This is a genomic window from Marivita sp. S0852 (genome assembly GCF_046591575.1).
Taxonomy (GTDB): Bacteria; Pseudomonadota; Alphaproteobacteria; order Rhodobacterales; family Rhodobacteraceae; genus Marivita.
Map to the genome: position 1 here is coordinate 312,649 of NZ_JBIQWA010000004.1, position 20,551 is coordinate 333,199.

Sequence of the window (20,551 nt, forward strand, 5' to 3'; positions counted from 1 at the left end):
CGCTCGCGACATAGCATGTTGTTTTCATAGTGAATCTTTATGCCTGAGCGCCGCCAACGGTCAGTCCGCCGATCATGACAGTGGGCTGGCCCACGCCAACCGGCACCCATTGGCCCTGTTTGCCGCAATTGCCCATGCCCGGATCAAGTGCCATGTCGTTGCCCAGCGCGCGGATCTGATTGAGCGCGGTTGCCCCATCCCCGATCAGGGTGGCCCCTTTGACCGGCGCGCCGACCTTGCCGTCTTTGACGCGGTAGGCTTCGGTACATGAAAACACGAACTTTCCGTTGGTGATATCGACCTGCCCGCCGCCAAATCCGACGGCCCAGATCCCGTCTTTCAGATCGGCCACGATCTCTTGCGGGTCGGCGTCACCGCCCAGCATATAGGTGTTGGTCATACGCGGCATCGGAATATGGGCATAGCTTTCGCGACGGCCATTGCCGGTCGGATCGACCCCCATGAGGCGCGCGTTCTGGCGGTCCTGCATAAAGCCCACCAGCTTGCCGTCTTCGATCAGAACATTCTTGCCGGATGGTGTGCCTTCGTCATCGACACTGATGGAGCCGCGTCGATCCGGGAGCGTGCCGTCATCCAGAACCGTGACGCCTTTGGACGCCACCTGCTGGCCCATCAAACCGGCAAAGGCCGAACTGCCCTTGCGGTTGAAATCCCCTTCCAGACCGTGCCCTACCGCTTCGTGCAGCAAAATACCCGGCCATCCCGGCCCAAGCACGATGTCCATCACTCCGGCCGGCGCGGGCACCGCATCAAGGTTCACCAAGGCAATGCGCAGCGCCTCGCGGGCCTTGTCCTGCCAACCGGCAGGCTCCAGCAAACCGTCGAGCATCACACGCCCGCCGCCGCCTGCGGTTCCTGATTCGCGGCGACCGTTCTGTTCGACAATGACGCTGACATTGACGCGCGTCATCGGGCGGGTGTCAGAAACAAGCGTGCCTTCGGGGCGCAGAATGGCCACTTCTTGCAAGGACGCGGCGATTGTTGCGCTGACCTGCACGACGCGCGGATCAAGATCACGGGCAAAGGCATCGATCTCGCGCAGGGTGTCGACCTTGACGGGGAAACTGTGCCCGGCGATCGGATCGGCATCGGTATACAGCTTGGTGTTGGTGCCTGACGGTTTATCCGCCAATGTGCCACCGCCCTCTCCGACGGCCAGCCTGGCGGTTTGTGTCGCGCGTTTGATAGCGGCCTCCGAGATGTCGGTCGAATGGGCGTATCCCGCAACCTCGCCGCGCACGGCTCGGAGGCCAAACCCTTCGGACGCATCATAGCTGGCGGTTTTGACCCGCCCGTCATCGAACATCAGCACTTCGGACCTGCGGCGCTCCAGAAACAATTCGCCGTCTTCGGCTCCGGCGACCGCCTCTTTCAGCAGCGACAAGGCCTTGTCCCGATCAATATGGGTTTCAAACGGTTGGAAAGACGACTCGGTCATGGAACCTCCGGGGAACAAATTTGATCTAGATCAAAGAAAGTGCGGTTTTGCCGCAAGCAAGCTTCTTTTCCTGATGAACAGAATATGGTTTTAAACATCGCCAAGACAACGGGCCTCCGGACGTGTGATGACATGACGCCGTCGGATTCCGAAACTCTATAATATTCGCAACCGATCAGGGTAAGACATGCAACTCAAATCATTGCTCCTGGGCTTGACTGCCGCTTTGGGCGCCGCACCCGCCTTTGCGCAGCAGACATTGGAAACCATCGGCCGTCCGGTCGATTCAGGTATCGGCTTTCAACCGGCCGCAACCGACCTCGCACGAGACCTTCAGTGGCTTGACGGTGTGATCCTTGTGATCATCACGGTTATTGTCCTGCTGGTGACCGGATTGCTGGCGTATTGCGTTGTACGCTACAACCGCAAATCCAACCCGAACCCCTCGACCTTTACCCACAACACTCCGGTCGAGATCGCGTGGACGATTGGTCCGATTCTGGTTCTGGTCTTTATCGGAGCGTTTTCGCTGCCGGTGCTGTTCAAGCAGCAAGAGATCCCGGAGGGCGATCTGACGATCAAAGTCACCGGGTATCAGTGGTATTGGGGCTATGAATATGTCGGCGAAGATCTGGAGTATGATTCCTACATGATCGGATCGCCGTTCACCGGCGGGGACAACCGCATGACGCCCGAAGTCGAAGCGCAGTTGATCGAAGCCGGGTTCGAGAAAGAGGACTTTCTTCTGGCGACTGACACATCTGTGATCGTACCGGTCGGCAAGACCGTTGTGATGCAGGTGACCGGCGCGGATGTGATCCATTCCTGGACGATCCCAGCCTTTGGCGTGAAACAGGACGCGGTTCCCGGCCGCCTGGCCGAGCTGTGGTTCAATGCGGACAAGGAAGGCATCTATTTCGGCCAGTGTTCGGAACTGTGCGGCATTGCGCATGCCTATATGCCGATCACCGTAAAAGTGGTCAGCCAAGAAGCCTATGACGCCTGGCTTGCTGTCTCGAAAGAGGCAGGCGGATATGTGGATGTTCGCACCGTTTTGACCAACTAAACCAAACGCGATGCGCGCAAACCCACTTGCGCGCATCGAGGGTCGCACGACCCACCCTGCCCTTATCTTGTTGAGACACACGTGACCGATACCAGCATCAACACCCAAGCGCGCAGCCAGGACACCGAAGCGCAGTTCAGCGATTACTACGCGCTGCTGAAACCACGCGTGATGACCTTGGTTGTGTTTACCGCCTTTGTCGGATTGCTGGCGGCACCGGCCCCGGTTCATCCGTTCATCGGGTTTTGTGCCATTTTATTCATCGCCATCGGCGGCGGTGCGTCAGGTGCGCTGAACATGTGGTGGGATGCGGATATCGACGCTGTGATGAAGCGCACCCAGCGCCGCCCGATCCCTGCGGGCAAGGTGACCGGGGATGAGGCCTTTGCCATCGGGATCGCACTATCGGCGTTTTCGGTTGTGTTCCTTGGGCTGGCGTCAAACTGGGTGGCTGCAGGGCTGCTGGCCTTTACTATTTTCTTTTACGTCGTGATCTACACGATGTGGCTCAAGCGCTGGACACCGCAAAACATCGTGATCGGTGGCGCGGCAGGCGCGTTCCCTCCGATGATCGGCTGGGCGGTTGCAACCGGCGGGATCAGCGTTGAATCGGTGCTGATGTTCTGCCTGACCTTCATGTGGACGCCGCCTCATTTCTGGGCGCTGGCACTGTTCATGCGCAAGGATTACGACAACGCGGATGTTCCGATGCTGACGGTCACACATGGCCGTCGCTCCACCCGCATTCACATTCTGGTCTATACCGTCTTGCTGGCGATTCTGGCGATTGCGGCCGGGTTCACCTCGATTGGCGGGCCTGTTTATCTGGCGATTGCGGTTGTTCTGAACGTCCTGTTCCTGCGCGGGGCCGTGCAGATCTGGAAGCGCGACGAGGAGATGTCGGAGGCTGACAATTTCCTTGCCGAACGCAAGTTCTTCAAACTGTCCCTGCTCTACCTGTTTGCGCATTTTGGCGCGATCCTGATCGAAGCCGGATTGGATAAGGTCGGGGTGTGGGCATGAGCCTGTCTAAACAACACGAACTGCACGAACGCCGCTATAGCCGCAATGTGGGCGTTGGTCTGGTCCTGGTGGGCGTGATTGCGATCGTTTTTGGCCTGACCGTCGTGAAAGTGACGCGCGGCGATTATGAACCTGCAGCAACGCAAACGGTGACACAATGAAGACACTTGATCCAAAGACCAAGACGGCCCTTCAAGGATTTGGAGTGGTTCTGTTCATGGGCGCGATGGCCTGGGCGTCGGTGCCTTTATACGATTGGTTCTGCCGCGTGACGGGCTATGGCGGTGCGACCAATGTCGCCGAGGCGGGCAGCACCGAGATTCTGGATCGCACCATCAAAGTGCGGTTCGACGCATCGCTTGAACGCGGCATGCCGTGGGAATTCGAGCCCATGCAGCTTGAGGTCGAGCTGCGTCTTGGGGAAGAAGGGCTGGCGTTTTACGAGGCCTATAACCCCACCGATCGCCCCATCGCCGGAACAGCCAGCTACAATGTGGCCCCGTTTGGCGCGGGACTTTATTTCTCGAAAATCGCCTGTTTTTGTTTTGAAGAGCAGATCTTGATGCCGGGAGAGCGGGTGGAAATGCCCGTCAGCTTTTTCGTAGATCCCGACATCATCAACGACTCGGACGCAAAACACGCGAAACACATCACCCTGTCTTATACGTTCCACGAGATCGAGATGTCTGAAGACATGCAGGCCATGCTTGACATCAACGCATCTGACAGCGGTTCTTTGAACTAACGCCTAGCCACGAGGGACAACAACACATGGCGCACGCAAAAGATCATGATTATCACATTCTGAACCCCTCTATCTGGCCATTTCTTGGCGCAGTTGCGGGGTTTGTGATGCTCTTCGGGGCGGTTCTGTGGATGCACGGAAGCGGGCCCTGGATGTTCCTTATCGGCCTTGTGGGCGTTCTTTACGTCATGTTCGGCTGGTGGGCGGATGTTGTCGCCGAAAGCCAGGTGGGCGATCACACGCCGGTGGTGCGGATCGGTCTGAAATACGGCTTTATCCTGTTCATCATGTCCGAAGTGATGTTCTTTGCTGCGTGGTTCTGGAGCTTTTTCAAACACGCGCTGTACCCGATTGATCCGGGCGGGATGAGCCCTGCGATTGACGGCCCGTGGCCCCCCGCCGGGATCGAGACCTTCGATCCGTGGCACCTGCCCTTGATCAACACGCTGATTCTGCTGTGCTCGGGTGCGGCTGCCACATGGGCGCACCACGCGCTGGTGCATGAAGACAACCGCGAAGACATGAAGTGGGGTTTGGTCATTGCCGTGGCTTTGGGTGTGATCTTTACCGGGCTTCAGGCCTATGAATACACGCATGCGGGCTTTGGCTTTGCCGGCAATATCTACGGGGCCAACTTCTTTATGGCGACCGGGTTTCATGGCGCGCATGTGATCATCGGCACGATCTTTTTGTTTGTGTGCTACCTGCGCCTGCGTCGCGGGCACTTTACCCAGGACAAGCATATCGGATTCGAGGCGGCTGCCTGGTACTGGCATTTCGTGGACGTCGTCTGGTTGTTCCTGTTTGCCTCCATCTACGTCTGGGGTGCCTGACCGCCGCGTTTGGTCGAATCCTGGGTTGAACCCGAACGACGACAAAGGATAAAGCAAGGCGCGCTGGTAAGGCGCGCCTTTTTCACGTCACGGAGCCTGTCGTGTCCCGATACATTGCCCCTTTGCTGTTTGGACTGGTCGGCACTGCACTCCTGCTGTGGCTGGGAACCTGGCAAATGCAGCGGCTTGCGTGGAAAGAGGGGATTCTGAATGAGATCGAGGCGCGCATTGACGGGCCGTTTCAGGACATTCCGCCTGTGACTGCGGTGCTGCCCGAACGCGACCGCTATCAGCCCGTGGCGCTGATCGGCACCATTGGCCGGGAAGAGCTTTTGGTGCTGGTGTCTCAAAAGCGCGTGGGTGCGGGGTATCGGGTGATTTCGCCCTATACCTTGAATGACGGGCGGCGGGTGCTGCTGGATCGCGGGTTCATCCCGGTGGATCAGCGCAATGCGGACAGGTCACGCGTGGACGAAACGGTTGAAGTGCAGGGCAATCTGCATTGGCCGGATGACCGCAACAGTTCAACACCCGAGAACGACATCGCTGGAAACACCTGGTTCGCGCGCGACATTGACGTGATGGCCGACGCGCTGAACACCGAGCCTCTTTTGGTGATTGCTCGCAACATGTCGCCACCTGATCCCGGTGTGACGCCCCTGCCGGTGGACACCAGCGGCATTCCGAACGATCACCTGCAATACGCAATCACCTGGTATTCGCTGGCCGTTGTGTGGCTGGCGATGACGGTCGCCCTTATCTGGCGACAACGCAAAGGCAAGGAAGGCACGGCCTGATGCAGTATATCTCGACCCGCGGCAAAGCCCCGGCGCTTGGATTTGAAGACACGATGCTGTCGGGCCTCGCCCGCGATGGGGGCCTCTATGTGCCCGAGACGATCCCGACGCTTTCGACAGACGACATTCGCGCCATGCACGGTCTGCCGTATGAGGAAGTGGCCTTCCGCGTGATGCGGCCCTTCGTGGGGGATGCGTTTACCGACGAGGTGTTCGCAGACCTGATCGCCAAGGCCTATGCCACGTTCGGCCACGACGCCCGCGCGCCCTTGGTGCAGCTGGGATCGGGGCATTTTCTGTTGGAGTTGTTCCACGGCCCGACGCTGGCGTTCAAAGACTTTGCGATGCAGTTGATCGGGCAGATGTTTCAGGAGGCGCTATCGCGGTCTGGCAAACATGTAACCATCGTGGGCGCGACGTCGGGCGATACTGGATCGGCGGCGATCGAGGCGTTTCGGGGGCTGGATGCGGTGGATGTGTTCATCCTCTACCCGCATGGCCGCGTGTCCGAGGTGCAGCGGCGGCAGATGACGACACCGATAGAATCCAACGTGCATGCGCTGGCGCTTGAGGGCGATTTTGACGACTGTCAGGCGCGGCTCAAGGATATGTTCAACGATTTCGACTTCCGCGATGGCGTGAAGCTGGCCGGGGTCAACTCGATCAACTGGGGCCGTGTTCTGGCGCAGGTGGTCTACTATTTCTCTTCCGCTGTGTCGCTGGGTGCACCGGATCGTAAAGTGAGCTTCACCGTGCCCACTGGCAATTTCGGCGATATCTTCGCAGGCTACATTGCCAAGCGTATGGGCCTGCCGATTGACCGGCTTGTCGTGGCCACGAACCAGAACGACATCCTGCACCGCTGCCTGAGCACGGGCGGCTATGTCACCGACAGCGTCACGCCGTCGATCAGCCCGTCGATGGACATTCAGGTATCGTCGAATTTTGAGCGCGCGTTGTTCGATGCCTATGACCGCGATGGCAATGCGGTGGCGCAGCTGATGGACGAGCTCAAGGCGGGCGGGTTCCATGTCAGCCAGGGCGCGATGCAGGTGCTGCGCGAGCATTACGACAGCGGGCGCGTGTCCGAGGATGAAACGCTGGCGATGATCGCCCATGCCAACAGGCATATGGGCGAGTTGCTGTGCCCACATTCGGCCATCGGTGTGCAGGTCGCGGAAGAGTTGAAGGACCCGAACGTGCCGATGATCACGCTTGCCACCGCGCATCCCGCCAAATTCCCGGATGCCGTGGAAAAGGCCAGCGGCATTCGCGCGCCCCTGCCCGAGCGGATGGCGGACCTGTTTGAGCGTGATGAGCGTGTCACGCGGGTGAAGAACGACCTTGGCCAACTTGAAACCCTTATCAAAGATCGGATCTCCTCTTGACCGTCCAGACCGCCACACTTTCTAACGGCTTCCGCATCGTGACCGAGCATATGCCCGGTCTCGAAAGTGCGGCTATCGGCATCTGGGTCACCGCCGGCGGGCGGCACGAACGGCCCGAACAGAACGGCATTGCGCATTTCCTTGAGCATATGGCGTTCAAGGGCACCGAGACGCGCAGCGCGTTGCAAATTGCCGAGGCGATCGAGGATGTGGGCGGGTATATCAATGCCTATACCTCACGGGAAGTGACGGCCTATTATGCCCGCGTGTTGCGCAATGACACCGGGCTGGCGCTGGATGTGATTGCGGACATCCTGCGCAATCCGGTGTTTGATCCCAAAGAGATCGAGATCGAGCGTCACGTGATCCTGCAAGAGATCGGTCAGGCTCTGGACACCCCCGACGATGTGATCTTTGACTGGCTGCAAGAGCGCGCCTATCCCGATCAAGCCCTGGGCCGGACCATTCTGGGCGAAACCGACCGCGTGTCGGGCTTTGCCGAGGGGGATTTGCGCACCTTTGTCACCGAACATTATGGCCCGGATCAGATGATCCTGTCCGCCGCTGGGGCAATTGATCACGACACGGTTGTCGCCCAGGCCGAAGCGCTGTTCGGCAATATGGAGGCGCGGCCGTCGCTTGTCGCGGACACGGCACAGTTTCAGGGGGGTGAAAGCCGTCAGGTCAAGGATCTGGAACAGGCGCATATTGCGCTGGCGTTTGAATCGCCCGGCTATCGCGATCCGAATTTCTATGTGGCGCAAGTGTATTCCGTCGCGCTGGGAGGCGGTATGTCAAGCCGCCTGTTTCAGGAGATCCGGGAAAAGCGCGGGTTGTGTTATACGATCTTTGCCCAGACCGGTGCCTATTCCGACACCGGTATGACAACGATCTATGCGGGCACAAGCGGCGATGAAATCCACGATCTTACGCATTTGACCATTGATGAAATGAAACGCGCAGCCGAAGATATGTCACCTGCCGAGGTGGCGCGCGCGCGGGCGCAGATGAAAGCCGGATTGTTAATGGGGCTCGAAAGCCCGTCATCGCGCTGTGAACGTCTGGCGCGCATGATCCAGATCTGGGGCGAGGTTCCGCCGCTAGAGGATACGGTGTCCCGGATCGACAGTGTCACCACCGGCGATGTGCGTGATTTTGCAGAGCAGCTGGTGCGCGAGGCCCCGGCGGCGCTGGCGCTGTATGGTCCGGTTGCGGAGGCACCTGATCTTGACGCGCTGCATCTACGTCGCGTGGCCTGATGCTTGGATTGCGGCGTAAACTTCGGCTCGACACCGAGCGGATGGTCTTGCGCCCACCGATGCACAGCGATTTCAATCCCTGGAGCGCGTTGCGGCTGGACAGCGAGGCATTTCTGGCCAAATGGGAACCCAGCTGGGCCGAAGACCACCTGACCCGGCGGGCGTTTACCAATCGGGTGTATTGGGCCAATCGCGCGATCACCAGTGGCACCGCCGTTCCGTTGTTCCTGCTGCGCCGCGAGGACAATATGCTCATGGGGGCAATCACACTGGACAATATCCGGCGCGGTCCTGCACAGGCCGGCACGTTGGGATATTGGGTTGGTGCCCCGTTTGCGCGCCAGGGATATATGCGCGAGGCGATTGAGGCGGTGGTCCACTATGCCTTTGATCGGCTAGATCTGAGCCGGATCGAAGCGGCGTGCTTGCCCGAAAATCAGGCGTCGCGTGGTTTGCTGGAAAAATCGGGTTTCAAATATGAAGGTGTGGCGCAAAGCTATCTGCAAATCGACGGGCGCTGGCGCACGCATGTTTTGTATGCGCAGCTTCGGATGGACCGGCGCGGCCGCACGGATGTCGGCTAGGCCCCGCTTTGCGATCCGGCTGTGCAGACGTGATTGAACATCCCGTGTGAGGCGGGTTTTCCTAGACCCGATCCAGAACAATGCTAGCTTTCCAGCAGGAGGGCTGATCATGTTTCTGAAACGTTTCGGACTTGCTGTCATCATGGCAGTCATGGCAACGGCTGTTGCCGCACAGGACAATCGGCGGCCAAGTCACTGTCTGGCGATTGCGGATGCCACGCCCGGTGCCGCCTTTGTGCAAAAAGCATCGTGGACGCAGCCCGTGCCTGACTTCAGCGTCCGGCTGCATTATGTTGGGCACGCGACATTCCTTTTGCAAACGCCGGGCGGGCTTAACGTGGCCACCGATTTTACCGGGTTTCTGGGAATGACCGAGATGATACCTGACGTGGTCACCATGAACCATGCGCATGAAACCCACTGGACGGCTTATCCAGACCCCGGCATTGACCACGTGCTGCGGGGTTGGGGCCCGTTCGGAGAGGGCATTGACCATCATCTGGACCTTGGTGAAATGTTGGTGCGCAATGTTTCGACAGACATCCGGTCGCGCCAGGGTGGTATCGAAGAGAATGGCAATTCGATTTTCATCTTCGAGGTTGAGGGCCTGTGCATCGGCCATCTGGGGCATCTGCATCATGAACCGAACGAACAGCAATACGCGGCGATAGGCCGGTTGGATATTGTCATGGTGCCGGTCGATGGCGGATATACCCTGCCCCGGGAAATGATGGTTCGGATTGTCGATCGGTTGAAATCCAGCATTGTGGTTCCGATGCACTGGTTTTCCGATTTCGCCCTGAACGCCTTTCTCGAAGAGGTGCAGGAGAGTTTTGTGATTGATCGCCGTGACAGTCCTTTTCTCGAAGTGTCGTTGCGTGACCTGCCATCGCGCCCTACGGTGGTGGTCTTGAGACCTGAAAGACTGCGCGACGCGTCAGACCCCTAATTTGGAGACCATCTATGCCCCGCGATTCGGCAGACCGGACATTTATCGAGACATTGTCCCAGCATTTCGCTGCGGATATGTTTACCCCGGCGGAGCAATCTTATCTTGATGAGCCTCGCGGCAGGTGGCAGGGCGCGGAGGGTTTTGTCGCCCGTCCGCGCAGCACCCAAGAGGTTGCCGATCTGGTCAAAGCCTGCGCAGAGGGTGGGATCGGGATCGTGCCATATGGCGGTGGTACAGGTTTGGTGGGCGGGCAGATCGCCCCCGCCAGCGACACCAACACCCCGTTGATCCTGTCACTGGAGCGCATGACCCGGATCAGGGCCATTTATCCGCAGGAGAATGTGCTGGTCGCCGATGCTGGCGTGATCCTTGCCAATATCCAGTCTGCGGCGGCGGACGCGGATCGGTTGTTTCCTTTGTCATTGGCGTCAGAAGGATCTGCCCGGATCGGCGGTTTGTTAAGTACGAATGCCGGTGGTGTGAATGTGTTGCGATACGGCAATGCGCGCGGACTGTGTCTTGGTCTGGAGGCTGTGATGCCGGATGGGTCGATCTGGCATGGGCTTAAACGACTGCACAAAGACAATTCCGGATATGATTTGCGCGACTTGTTGATCGGGTCCGAAGGCACATTGGGGATTATCACCGCCGCGTCGCTCAAGCTGTTTCCCCGCCCGGCGGCGCATGGAACTGCGTTTTTTGCCATCCGCGATGCGGATGCAGCACTTGGTCTGCTGTCTTTGGCGCGCGCCCAACTTGGTGAATCCATCAGTGGCTTTGAATTGATCCACAGGACCGGTTTGGATTTTCTGACCGAAACCTTACCCGATATCCGCCAGCCCTTTCCCGGTGCGCCGCCGGAATGGATGGTTTTGATTGATATTGGCCTGCCCCGCGGGATTGATCCACTGGCTGCGTTGGAAGAGCTTTTTATGTCCGCCGAGGCAGACGGCATCGCATATGACGCGATCATTGCCCAGTCCGAGGCGCAGCGACAAGAATTCTGGTCGGTGCGCGAACATATCCCAGAAGCAAACCGACGCATTGGATCGGTGTCCAGCCATGACGTGTCGGTGCCGCTTGGGGAATTGCCGAATTTCATCGCGCAGGTTGAACAGGCCATTGGACAGATCGGTGAATTCCGGACCAATTGTTTTGGTCATGTCGGTGACGGCAATCTGCACTTCAATGTCTTTCCGCCGCCGGGGCGGACGCGGAACGACTATCTAAAGGAACGCGACCAGATCAAGCGCGCGGTGCACGACATCACCCATGCGCTGGACGGCTCGATCAGTGCCGAACATGGTATCGGTCGACTTAAGAAAGCGGATCTGGCGCGCTATGGCGATCCTGTCAAACTTGCTGCGATGCGGGCGATCAAGGATGCGCTTGATCCCAAGGGCATCATGAACCCCGGTGCTGTTCTACCGTGAGGCCACCCGAAAGACGCAGCCATCCGTGACCAGTTGCGGCGGCGTCAGGCACAAGCCTTTCGCCGTCTGGAAGGCTTGCAGCACTTTCGGAATGTAAGACCGCGTCTCAGCATAGTCCGGCACACCTTTGTTGCGCAGCACCGCATTTTCGCCAGCGTTGTAACCGGCAAGCACGAGGATGACATCGTTGTCGAATTTCTCCATCAGGAAATCAAGAAACGCCACGCCCCCCTTGATGTTTTGAGCCGCCGACAAACGATCATCGACCCCGAACCGTTCTGCAGTGGCGGGCATCAGCTGCATCAGCCCCTGCGCGCCAACCGCGCTTTCGGCATCGCTGCGGCCCGCAGATTCGACAGATATTACCGCGAGAGCCAGCGCAGGAGAGACCCGCGTTCCCACTGTGTTCATCAAGATGTCCCGCCCATACCGTTCGGCGATGTTTTGCAGGTCTTGCAAACGGGGGGCTGCGACGCCTTGCCCTGACGGCGGATTGGAGAGCCGCACAAGGGCCGGATCAAGACGCCCCGGGGCCTGAGCATCCAGCGAGGGTGATATGTCATTCCAGAACCAGGACAACACATCCCCACCCCCGGCCCGTGGCTGGGCAGCCGGTGTTACAGGCACAGACGGGGTCACAGGTGCCTGCGGCGCAATCTGAACGGTGATGCGTTTCTTGGTTCCGGAACTTGGCGGCTTGACGCGTTTTGCCGAAAATTCCGGGAACGGTGCCGGTTCGGCCTGAATGTCGGACACGGAAAATGCCAAGGCGCAGACGGCCGTGATCAAAAAACGATTCATTTTCAGGTTCCTGCTCGATACCCGCTTTGTATGAGTATCGCACAATCTGATGCTCAACACCATTTCGTTTCTAATTCGGCTCCAATGGAATTCCGCGCCAACAGCCGGAGTACACCATTTAGAGAAAAATTAACGTATTTACTATTTTATTATCATTCTAAATCAATGGCTTAACGATTTATCCGTCAGTTTTTCACTAGGCTGCAAAATCGGACCAATCGCGTCAAACTGCTGCCCCAATGTGACAGCTATAACTACCCATCCAAGACGGAATGGAGCGAAAGAGAGAGCGCTCAACACAAAGTTCCGGGTTTGGTTAACGTGAGCAAAATTAGGACGAATGGAGACTACCATGATCAAGTTCATCAAAAACTTCCGCAAAGACGAAAACGGCGCCGTAACAGTTGACTGGGTTGTTCTGACAGCTGCGGTTGTTGGCCTTGCAGTTGCTGCCTACACAGCGATTGAAGACAGCAGCACCGGCCTGATCGGCGCGGCCGGTGGCGCGGTTACAGGCCAGAACGACGGCTTCGGCGCTCCGTAAGAGTTAAATGGGTTTGTCTGACAACCGTGGTTGTTGGCACCGCCATTGCTGCCTTGGTGGCAATGGCACTTCGTAAAGAAGACGTTCACACGATTTCTAAAACGATTGTCACTTCCCTGTTTTACGGTGTCAGCGTCCCGCAACTCTACTGGATAGCGATATCCCTCGGGAAAGATGCAGAGATTGCATCTTTCCCAGCTGCCGAGCACGAAGGAGTATAGCGTGACAAGTTTTTTAAATACGTTTCGCAAGGACGAAGACGGCGCAGTCACAGTTGACTGGGTTGTTCTGACTGCTGCAGTTGTTGGATTGGCCGTTGCTGCCTGGTCCACAATTGAAGACAGTTCGCTTGGTTTGATTGGTGCCGCTGGCGGTGCCGTAACAGGCCAGAACGACGGCTTCGGAAGCTAAAATGGCTCTTTGCTAAGATTAGGGTGCGCTCTCGCGCTCCCTTTTCGAGGGTGGGATACGTCGATCCGTCTCAAGAGGGTACCATGTGTGGTGCCCTTTTTTTATTTGAAACGGTCAATTTCTTTCTTCGGACACAATTGATCCAAGGCGACGCCACAATCCCTCGATACGTGTTTGGAAACAATTTGCTCCCTAAGCAGGTTTGTCTGCATTTGGGATTTGAAAGGAGACAATATGCGTATCGTCTTTGGCCTGGTCCTCTTGGCAGGTTTGGCGCTGGCCGGCTTCGCCGTTTATATGGCGCAGAACTATATCGGAGCCTACGAAAACGCCCTGAAACAAGAGCGTGATCGCGCGATCGAATCGGTGCCGACACAAAAGATTTTCGTCGCGACCCGAGCGATTGAATACGGTGAACAGATCACGCCAGAGGATGTCAAACTGGCGCATTGGCCAAAAGGGACATTGCCGGAAGATTTCTTTGACGAAGAAAAGCCAATCATATCAGAGGGCGAAAAGGCCCGTGTTGCCCTGCGGCGGATCGAACTGAACGAGGCGTTTATGGGCGTGAAAGTCAGTGAGCCGGGTGGCGATGCCGGTCTGACGTCCCGTTTGAAGCGTGGACAGCGGGCGTTTGCGATTAAGGTCGATGTGGCATCGGGCGTTTCGGGCTTTTTGCGCCCGGGAGACCGCGTGGATGTCTACTGGACAGGTCGTGTCAAAGTTATCGACGCCAATGTTCCAGATGGGGATGTGACCAAGCTGATTGAAACCGGTGTCGAGCTGATTGCAATCGACCAAACATCTCAGGTGGACGTCAACAATGCCACCATCGCCCGCACCGTCACTGTCGCGGCAAGCCCGCAGCAGGTTGCGGCTTTGGCGCAGGCGCAATCAACCGGCCGTCTGTCATTGTCGCTCTTGGGACGTCAGGATGATACGGTTTCTGGCGCGGTTGAGGTCAACCAACTGTCTCTTTTGGGGATCACTGCAACAGAAGAACGCGCCATTCCACAAGCTGAACAATCCTGCACAATTCGCACTCGGAAGGGTGGTGAAGTGATGGAAATCGCAATCCCTTGTACCAATTGACCGCGCAGCCACTTAATGTGGCGCGCTCTCAAACGGCTGTCTTTCGGAAGAGGCGCAACACATTGTTGCGCCTTATCCACATGAAGGGATGCACTGAAATCATTGATTCTTGCAATAAAACACGACTTGACGCACTTTGCTGTCAATACCGGGCGAAAAGACCCACTTCTGAGGCGTGTTCCGAAAGGCAGGTTACATGTATACGAGCAGACCCTTCAAGGCCGCCCTTCTGGGTGCGGTTCTTGCCCTCACTCCAATCGCGCATTTTGCAGCAGCAGAAACAGTGCGCGTCATCCGAACAAACACCGAAAGCGCGTTGAACGTCCCGATGAACCGCGCCGTGGTTGTTGAAAGCGAAGTCCCCTTTGCGGAGCTTAGCATCGCAAACCCGTCAATTGCCGACATCTCTTCCTTGTCGGAGAGGACAATTTACGTTCTGGGAAAAACACCCGGCACGACCACGTTGACCATTCTTGACGGCAACGGGCAGCTGATCACAAACGTAGATGTGAGAGTGGCACCGGACCTGAGCGAATTCAAAGAGCGTTTGCGGCAGATTATTCCGGACGAAAAGATCGAAGTTCGCTCTGCCAACGATGGCATTGTCCTGTCCGGCACCGTGTCCAGCACGGCACGGATGCAACGCGCCCTGGATCTGGCGCAGCGCTATGCGCCTGAACGCGTCTCCAACCTGATGAGCGTTGGCGGTGTGCAACAGGTTATGCTGAAAGTCCGGTTCGCTGAAATGCAGCGGTCCGTGTCCAAAGCCTTGAAATCCTCGGTTAGCCTGGGCGGTACAGTCCTTGACGGAGATCTTGGATTAGGAAGCGAAACAGGAACCTGGATCGACGGCAACAACACTTTGGGCCAGCCGGTTGACGTGTCACCGGGAACGGAGGGCGGTATTCTATTCGGCTTTACCTCTGGCGGGCTGGAAGTTGGAATTTTGCTGGAAGCGCTGGAATCCAAAGGGGTTGTGCGCACACTTGCCGAACCGAACCTGACGGCCCTGTCCGGGCAAGAGGCCAAGTTTTTGGCGGGTGGTGAGTACCCCGTTCCGGTGGCTCAGCAGGACGACCAAATTTCCGTCGAATTCAAACCGTTCGGCGTCGAGTTGAACTTTATTCCTCGGGTTATCGACGGGGATTTGATCAATCTGGAGCTGGAGGCGGCCGTGTCGTCGCTTGACCCCGACAGCGGTATTGATTTGGGTGCGATCCGCATTGACGGGTTCACACGCCGCGAGACGTCGACCACGGTGGAGCTGCGCGATGGCGAAAGCTTTGCCATTGCAGGTTTGTTGCAGGATGATTTCCGCGATCTGAACGGCCAGGTTCCATGGCTTGGTGACATTCCGGTTCTGGGTGCCCTCTTTCGCAGCGCGGAGTACCAACGCGAACAATCAGAGCTTGTCATTATCATAACCCCGCATCTGGTCACACCCACGCGCGGTGAAGCGCTTGCGCTTCCGACCGACCGTGTGCGCCCCCCCACCGAAAGCGATCTGTTCCTGTTTGGGCGGGTTGCCAATGATACCAGCCCACTGCGCGGTGCTGTTGGTGAAGTTGCCAAACAGGACTTTAGCGGCTCTTATGGCTATGTGATGGATTGAGGCGATGGCACTTCAGAAAAACCTCCGTATCCCTGCTGCTCTTACCGGTTTGGCGCTGCTTGCCGCCTGTGCTGGCAGTGACCCTGTCTACAGCGCATTCAGCCGCGAGGCTGGGGCGCTTGTTGATCCCGGGAATTTCGGCAACGCAACCATGAACAACATGCAAATCATGAATGGCGAGATGCGCTATACCTATGATTTGTCTCAGAGATTTGCCAGTGAGGTCATGACCACTGTCAATTTCGCCTTTAACAGTGCGGTTCTGGATTCCGGTGCGCGCGACACTTTGCGGGAACAGGCCCATTGGATTCGCCAGTTTCCCGAAGTGCGCTTTCGGGTCTACGGCCACACCGATGCTGTGGGCAGCGAAGCCTATAACAAGCGTCTTGGCCTGAACCGTGCGCATGCTGTGGTCAATTACCTGGCATCCCAGGGCATCGACAAGTCGCGGCTTGAAGCGGTCGTGTCATTTGGAGAAACGCAGCCCCTGATCGTCACGGAAGGTCGCGAGCGCCGAAACCGCCGGACCGTGACCGAGGTTTCGGGATTCGTGGGATCACATCCAACGGTTATGGATGGTAAATACGCCGAGATCATTTACCGCGAATACATCAACAGTGCTGTTCCCCGATCCCGCCTGTCGGGCATCCAGGGCAGCGACTTTGCCACCGAAGAATAAGGAAGCGGCCCCATCAGGGGCCATTCCATCGGCCTGAAATACCGTACAATTTCGGTATTTCGGCCCCAATGTTGCCAAGTTTTTCACCGACTTTCGGACCGTAGCAGTCCAACCCGACCGAGTCGGGTTCAATATCCGGGATGTGCAGAACGCACATGACTGATGTTGGAAAGTTGAGAGGAAACGAGGCAAATGACGAGTATCCTACCAAGCACACCGCAACCGGCACCGCTTGTCGCGTGTACAATAAGCCGGGATGTTCAGGAGTTTGATCTTCTGATCGAAGACATGGAGGCCGTGCTTGGCGAAGGTTGGGGAGATCTGGGATTCGATGAAGCCCTGCATTTCTTTTCACAGCCAGATGGCGAACAACTTGAATTTGTAGCCTTGGCCATAGACGCCGAAGATGAAGCGAATGTTGATCATCTATCGGCGATTATCGAGGCCGCCAAAGCGCAAAAAATCAAGGTTGTCCTGATCGCACATGACGTCACCCCGTCGGCTTTGCATCATCTGTTGCGTCAGGGGGCCGACGAATTTGTCCCCTACCCTTTGCCCGAAGGTGAATTGGCCGCCGCCATAGACCGTATGCGGGCACCGCCCATTCCTCAGATGGCTTCCGCAGATGGATCTCCGGTGACGCTTTCACATGATGGGGACGGCGTCATCATTGCCGTACAAGGCATGGCGGGTGGCTGCGGGGCGAGTACCTTTGCCACGAACCTGGCGTGGGAATTGGCAACCGTTGGCAAAGACAAGGACGCCGGGCCCAAAGTGTGCATTATCGATCTTGGCCTGCAGTTCGGAGCGGTGTCCACATATCTTGATGTGCAGCGCCGCGAATCCGTGCTTGAGCTGTTGACCGACATGGAATCCATGGATGACGATAGCTTTGCCCAGGCTTTGGAAACCTTTGAGGACAAGCTGCAGGTGTTCACTTCGCCGGCTGACCTGCCCCCGCTGGACATTGTGGGACAGGCGGAAATTCAGAAATTGCTGGATACTGCCGCACGTCACTTTGATTTTGTGGTGGTCGACATGCCGCCAAGCCTTGTTCAATGGTCCGAGACCGTTCTTTACGCAGCACAGGTCTATTTTGGCGTGATCGAGCTTGATATGCGTTCGGCACAAAACACGTTCCGTTTGAAAAGAGCACTTCAATCCGAAGATCTGCCCTTTGATAAAATCCGCTTTGTGCTCAATCGCGCACCGCGTTTCACAGATCTTCAAGGCAAGAGCCGTCTGAAACGGATGCAGGAAAGCCTTGATATCTCGGTTGATCTTCACATGCCGGACGGCGGAAAGGCTGTGGCCGAAGCCGGAGATCACGGACAACCTCTGGGGCTGCAGCAACCCAAAAACCCGCTCCGCAAAGAAATTGCAAAGCTGGCACAATCTTTGTTTGAAGTCGGTCAATCCGACGCCGAAGCCGCCTAGGGGAAAGACATATGTTTTCGCGCTACAAAAAAACCGGCGATGCGCCGATCGCGGCCGTGTCCGCCAAGGCACAGGCGGCAGCCGCCTCTGCTCCGCCGGATTCGGTTGACCCCAGCAAAGTCAAACGTCGCGTCATCTCCAAAAAACCAGGCGACGTGCAGCCCATGGATCGCGAGAAAAAGCGCAAAGAGCGGTTGAGCGAGATAAAGCTCGAATTGCACCGGGCGCTGTTGGACAACCTGAACCTCGCCGCGCTTGATCAGGCGACCGAAAACGAACTGAAAGAAGAAATCAACGCAATCACGTCCGAAAGCCTCCAGGAAAGAGGCATGGTTCTGAACCGTGAAGAGCGGATCTCATTGAACCAAGAGCTTTATGATGAGGTCAAAGGGCTCGGCCCGCTTGAAACGCTGCTGAAGGACGAAACTGTCAGCGATATTCTTGTCAACGGTCCGCAGCAGATCTTTGTGGAGCGCGAAGGTAAACTGCAACTGAGCGACGTTACCTTCAAAGACGAAAAACACCTGATGCGGATCATTGACAAGATCGTATCGGCGGTGGGTCGTCGTGTGGATGAATCGAACCCCTATGTTGACGCCCGCTTGCAGGACGGATCGCGTTTCAACGCGATGGTGCCGCCCATTGCGGTGGATGGCAGTCTGGTTTCCATTCGTAAGTTCAAGACCGACAAGCTGAGTATCGACGATCTTGTCAACTTCGGTGCCTTCACCGAAGAAATGGCCGTCTACCTTCAAGCGGCGGTTGCGACACGTCTGAATATCATCGTGTCGGGTGGTACCGGTTCCGGCAAAACAACAACGCTGAACGCGCTGTCGTCGTTCATCGACGACGCAGAACGTATCCTGACCATCGAGGACACGGCGGAACTTCAGCTGCAACAGACCCATGTGGGACGCATGGAAAGCCGCCCGCCAAATGTGGAGGGCAAAGGTGCTGTCAGTCCGCGCGACTGTCTGAAGAACGCGCTGCGAATGCGCCCTGACCGGATCATCGTTGGGGAAACCCGGGGCGAAGAAGTAATCGACATGTTACAGGCCATGAACACCGGCCACGATGGATCGATGACAACCATTCACGCCAACAGCGCCCGAGACGGTGTCAGTCGTCTGGAAAACATGATCGCAATGGCCGGTATTGAAATGCCGCTCAAAGCGATGCGATCGCAGATTTCGTCGGCTGTGAACCTGATCGTGCAGGCCAGCCGTCTTCAGGACGGTTCACGGCGGATGACGTCGATTACGGAAATCACCGGGATGGAAGGCGAAGTCATCTCGATGCAGGAAATCTTCCGCTTTCAACGTGTTGGTCTGACGCCAGAAAACAAGATCATCGGACATTTCACGGCCACTGGCGTGCGGTCCAACTATTCCGAACGCTTTAAGATGTGGGGGTATGATTTGCCGCCCTCCATTTATGAACCATTCAACGGGAACTATTGACCATGACACTTAGTGCAGAACCCATTGTCTATGGCCTGATTTTCATTGCCGTTCTGGTGCTGGTCGAAGGCGTCTACCTTGTCGCGTTCGGCAAGTCGATCAGCCTTAACAAACGCGTCAATCGTCGTCTTGAAATGCTCGATAGGGGCACAAAGCGCGAAGAGGTGCTGGCCAAACTCCGCAAGGAGATGGACCAGCATATGTCATCGCGCGGCCTGCCGCTGTATTCGATCCTGGCGGATCGGGCTCAGAAAGCCGCAATCGCCTTTACGCCCAAACAGCTCATTATGATTATGGTCGGCGTCAGCGTTGTGGCGTTTGTCGGCCTGACCATTGGCACCGAATCCGGGCTGGCCGTGCGCTTGCTAATGGGGGTCGCGCTGGGTGTGGGTGGTGTGTTCATGTGGGTGAACGGCAAAGCCAAAAAACGCATCGCGATGATCGAAGAACAGTTACCGGATGCGGTCGAACTGATGGTGCGCTCTTTGCGCGTTGGCCATCCGTTTTCGTCGGCGATTTCGATTGTGTCGAAAGAAATCAAAGATCCGCTGGCCACCGAATTCGGCATCATCGCTGATGAATCCAGCTACGGGCGCGATATCGGTGAAGCGTTGAAAGCCATGGCAGAACGTCTGGATATGCAGGACATGCGCTTTCTGGCGGTTGCCGTTTCGATCCAACAACAATCGGGTGGTAACCTGGCTGAGATCCTTGAAGGTCTTGCCAAAGTGATCCGCGCCCGGTTCCGCCTGTTTCGCCGCGTCAAGGCTATCACTGCCGAAGCGCAATGGTCCGGCAAATTCCTGTCAGCCTTTCCTCTTGTCGCTCTGGTCGTCATTCAGGTCAACGACCCCAACTACTATGACGAGGTTCTGGATCATCCATGGTTTATTCCGGCATGTTTCCTGGTCGGCGGGCTTTTGACGGTGAACCTTTTTGTCATGCGCATGCTTGTAAATATCAAAGTCTGAGGTCC

At 57.1% G+C, this 20,551-nt stretch carries 21 protein-coding genes; 19 read left to right on the forward strand and 2 right to left on the reverse strand.

Translation table 11 applies throughout. The annotated features are described in order from the left end of the window. Window positions 1–37 precede the first annotated feature (37 nt). Window positions 38–1,459, reverse strand: coding sequence for a metalloprotease TldD (gene tldD / locus ACG74X_RS10610; RefSeq protein WP_411234667.1), 1,422 nt, complete (start codon window positions 1,457–1,459; stop codon window positions 38–40). 187 nt (window positions 1,460–1,646) lie between these two features. Here tldD and coxB point away from each other — a divergent pair, with 187 nt between their 5' ends. The 11 genes from coxB to ACG74X_RS10665 all read left to right on the forward strand — a co-directional run bounded on the left by coxB (window position 1,647) and on the right by ACG74X_RS10665 (window position 11,539). After that, window positions 1,647–2,525, forward strand: coding sequence for a cytochrome c oxidase subunit II (gene coxB, locus ACG74X_RS10615; protein WP_411234668.1), 879 nt, complete (start codon window positions 1,647–1,649; stop codon window positions 2,523–2,525). An 81-nt stretch (window positions 2,526–2,606) separates the two neighbouring features. Then, a complete protein-coding gene (cyoE, locus tag ACG74X_RS10620; RefSeq protein WP_411234670.1) occupies window positions 2,607–3,548 on the forward strand; it encodes a heme o synthase in 942 nt (313 codons plus the stop codon). Further along, on the forward strand, window positions 3,545–3,709 hold the full coding sequence (locus ACG74X_RS10625; RefSeq protein ID WP_411234671.1) for a hypothetical protein: 165 nt from the start codon (window positions 3,545–3,547) through the stop codon (window positions 3,707–3,709). Before cyoE ends, ACG74X_RS10625 begins: the two co-directional genes overlap by 4 nt. Then, window positions 3,706–4,293 carry a cytochrome c oxidase assembly protein gene (locus ACG74X_RS10630; RefSeq protein WP_411234672.1) on the forward strand — a complete coding sequence of 196 codons (588 nt, stop codon included), beginning with the start codon at window positions 3,706–3,708 and terminating at the stop codon, window positions 4,291–4,293. The genes ACG74X_RS10625 and ACG74X_RS10630 overlap by 4 nt, the downstream gene beginning before the upstream one ends. Window positions 4,294–4,319: 26 nt before the next feature. Further along, the gene (locus ACG74X_RS10635; protein ID WP_411234673.1) at window positions 4,320–5,126 is read left to right on the forward strand and encodes a cytochrome c oxidase subunit 3; all 807 of its coding nucleotides are present in this window, start codon (window positions 4,320–4,322) and stop codon (window positions 5,124–5,126) included. 101 nt (window positions 5,127–5,227) lie between these two features. Then, window positions 5,228–5,923, forward strand: coding sequence for an SURF1 family protein (locus tag ACG74X_RS10640; protein ID WP_411234674.1), 696 nt, complete (start codon window positions 5,228–5,230; stop codon window positions 5,921–5,923). Continuing rightward, the gene (thrC, locus tag ACG74X_RS10645) at window positions 5,923–7,311 is read left to right on the forward strand and encodes a threonine synthase (protein ID WP_411234675.1); all 1,389 of its coding nucleotides are present in this window, start codon (window positions 5,923–5,925) and stop codon (window positions 7,309–7,311) included. Before ACG74X_RS10640 ends, thrC begins: the two co-directional genes overlap by 1 nt. Further along, window positions 7,308–8,570: a M16 family metallopeptidase gene (locus ACG74X_RS10650; protein ID WP_411234676.1), complete on the forward strand. Its 1,263-nt coding sequence runs from the start codon at window positions 7,308–7,310 to the stop codon at window positions 8,568–8,570. Before thrC ends, ACG74X_RS10650 begins: the two co-directional genes overlap by 4 nt. After that, window positions 8,570–9,154, forward strand: a complete 585-nt coding sequence (locus ACG74X_RS10655) for a GNAT family N-acetyltransferase (protein WP_411234677.1) — start codon at window positions 8,570–8,572, stop codon at window positions 9,152–9,154. The genes ACG74X_RS10650 and ACG74X_RS10655 overlap by 1 nt, the downstream gene beginning before the upstream one ends. A 109-nt stretch (window positions 9,155–9,263) precedes the next feature. Next, a complete protein-coding gene (locus tag ACG74X_RS10660; protein ID WP_411234678.1) occupies window positions 9,264–10,103 on the forward strand; it encodes an MBL fold metallo-hydrolase in 840 nt (279 codons plus the stop codon). A 14-nt stretch (window positions 10,104–10,117) separates the two neighbouring features. Then, window positions 10,118–11,539, forward strand: a complete 1,422-nt coding sequence (locus tag ACG74X_RS10665) for an FAD-binding oxidoreductase (protein WP_411234679.1) — start codon at window positions 10,118–10,120, stop codon at window positions 11,537–11,539. On the opposite strand, the gene ACG74X_RS10670 is transcribed toward ACG74X_RS10665, so the two are convergent. Further along, window positions 11,531–12,340 (reverse strand): lytic transglycosylase domain-containing protein, encoded by an 810-nt coding sequence (locus tag ACG74X_RS10670; protein ID WP_411234681.1) that lies wholly within the window; start codon window positions 12,338–12,340, stop codon window positions 11,531–11,533. The two genes, ACG74X_RS10665 and ACG74X_RS10670, sit on opposite strands and share 9 nt — an antisense overlap. Window positions 12,341–12,692: 352 nt before the next feature. On the opposite strand from ACG74X_RS10670, the gene ACG74X_RS10675 reads away from it, so the two are divergent. The 8 genes from ACG74X_RS10675 to ACG74X_RS10710 all read left to right on the forward strand — a co-directional run bounded on the left by ACG74X_RS10675 (window position 12,693) and on the right by ACG74X_RS10710 (window position 20,546). Next, window positions 12,693–12,884, forward strand: coding sequence for a hypothetical protein (locus ACG74X_RS10675; protein ID WP_411234682.1), 192 nt, complete (start codon window positions 12,693–12,695; stop codon window positions 12,882–12,884). A 222-nt stretch (window positions 12,885–13,106) separates the two neighbouring features. Beyond that, entirely contained in the window at window positions 13,107–13,295 is a 189-nt protein-coding gene (locus ACG74X_RS10680; RefSeq protein WP_411234683.1) for a hypothetical protein, read from the forward strand. A gap of 234 nt (window positions 13,296–13,529) precedes the next feature. After that, window positions 13,530–14,387, forward strand: a complete 858-nt coding sequence (cpaB, locus tag ACG74X_RS10685) for a Flp pilus assembly protein CpaB (protein ID WP_411234684.1) — start codon at window positions 13,530–13,532, stop codon at window positions 14,385–14,387. Window positions 14,388–14,583: 196 nt separating this feature from the next. After that, window positions 14,584–15,999: a type II and III secretion system protein family protein gene (locus ACG74X_RS10690; RefSeq protein ID WP_411234686.1), complete on the forward strand. Its 1,416-nt coding sequence runs from the start codon at window positions 14,584–14,586 to the stop codon at window positions 15,997–15,999. Window positions 16,000–16,003: 4 nt separating this feature from the next. Then, the gene (locus tag ACG74X_RS10695; protein WP_411234687.1) at window positions 16,004–16,678 is read left to right on the forward strand and encodes an OmpA family protein; all 675 of its coding nucleotides are present in this window, start codon (window positions 16,004–16,006) and stop codon (window positions 16,676–16,678) included. A gap of 192 nt (window positions 16,679–16,870) precedes the next feature. After that, window positions 16,871–18,115: a CpaE family protein gene (locus tag ACG74X_RS10700; RefSeq protein ID WP_411234688.1), complete on the forward strand. Its 1,245-nt coding sequence runs from the start codon at window positions 16,871–16,873 to the stop codon at window positions 18,113–18,115. An 11-nt stretch (window positions 18,116–18,126) separates the two neighbouring features. Then, entirely contained in the window at window positions 18,127–19,575 is a 1,449-nt protein-coding gene (locus ACG74X_RS10705; protein WP_411234690.1) for a CpaF family protein, read from the forward strand. Between the two features lie 2 nt (window positions 19,576–19,577). Then, on the forward strand, window positions 19,578–20,546 hold the full coding sequence (locus ACG74X_RS10710; protein ID WP_411234692.1) for a type II secretion system F family protein: 969 nt from the start codon (window positions 19,578–19,580) through the stop codon (window positions 20,544–20,546). The last annotated feature ends 5 nt before the right edge of the window (window positions 20,547–20,551 follow it).

Bases quoted from the DNA above. Each gene is read 5' to 3' on its own strand.
- ACG74X_RS10700 (WP_411234688.1), top strand. From the start codon at position 16,871: ATGACGAGTATCCTACCAAGCACACCGCAACCGGCACCGCTTGTCGCG.
- ACG74X_RS10655 (WP_411234677.1), top strand. From the start codon at position 8,570: ATGCTTGGATTGCGGCGTAAACTTCGGCTCGACACCGAGCGGATGGTC.
- coxB (WP_411234668.1), top strand. From the start codon at position 1,647: ATGCAACTCAAATCATTGCTCCTGGGCTTGACTGCCGCTTTGGGCGCC.
- ACG74X_RS10625 (WP_411234671.1), top strand. From the start codon at position 3,545: ATGAGCCTGTCTAAACAACACGAACTGCACGAACGCCGCTATAGCCGC.
- ACG74X_RS10635 (WP_411234673.1), top strand. From the start codon at position 4,320: ATGGCGCACGCAAAAGATCATGATTATCACATTCTGAACCCCTCTATC.
- ACG74X_RS10665 (WP_411234679.1), top strand. From the start codon at position 10,118: ATGCCCCGCGATTCGGCAGACCGGACATTTATCGAGACATTGTCCCAG.
- ACG74X_RS10670 (WP_411234681.1), bottom strand. From the start codon at position 12,340: ATGAATCGTTTTTTGATCACGGCCGTCTGCGCCTTGGCATTTTCCGTG.
- ACG74X_RS10660 (WP_411234678.1), top strand. From the start codon at position 9,264: ATGTTTCTGAAACGTTTCGGACTTGCTGTCATCATGGCAGTCATGGCA.
- ACG74X_RS10695 (WP_411234687.1), top strand. From the start codon at position 16,004: ATGGCACTTCAGAAAAACCTCCGTATCCCTGCTGCTCTTACCGGTTTG.
- ACG74X_RS10705 (WP_411234690.1), top strand. From the start codon at position 18,127: ATGTTTTCGCGCTACAAAAAAACCGGCGATGCGCCGATCGCGGCCGTG.
- thrC (WP_411234675.1), top strand. From the start codon at position 5,923: ATGCAGTATATCTCGACCCGCGGCAAAGCCCCGGCGCTTGGATTTGAA.
- ACG74X_RS10675 (WP_411234682.1), top strand. From the start codon at position 12,693: ATGATCAAGTTCATCAAAAACTTCCGCAAAGACGAAAACGGCGCCGTA.
- tldD (WP_411234667.1), bottom strand. From the start codon at position 1,459: ATGACCGAGTCGTCTTTCCAACCGTTTGAAACCCATATTGATCGGGAC.
- cpaB (WP_411234684.1), top strand. From the start codon at position 13,530: ATGCGTATCGTCTTTGGCCTGGTCCTCTTGGCAGGTTTGGCGCTGGCC.
- ACG74X_RS10710 (WP_411234692.1), top strand. From the start codon at position 19,578: ATGACACTTAGTGCAGAACCCATTGTCTATGGCCTGATTTTCATTGCC.
- ACG74X_RS10690 (WP_411234686.1), top strand. From the start codon at position 14,584: ATGTATACGAGCAGACCCTTCAAGGCCGCCCTTCTGGGTGCGGTTCTT.
- ACG74X_RS10630 (WP_411234672.1), top strand. From the start codon at position 3,706: ATGAAGACACTTGATCCAAAGACCAAGACGGCCCTTCAAGGATTTGGA.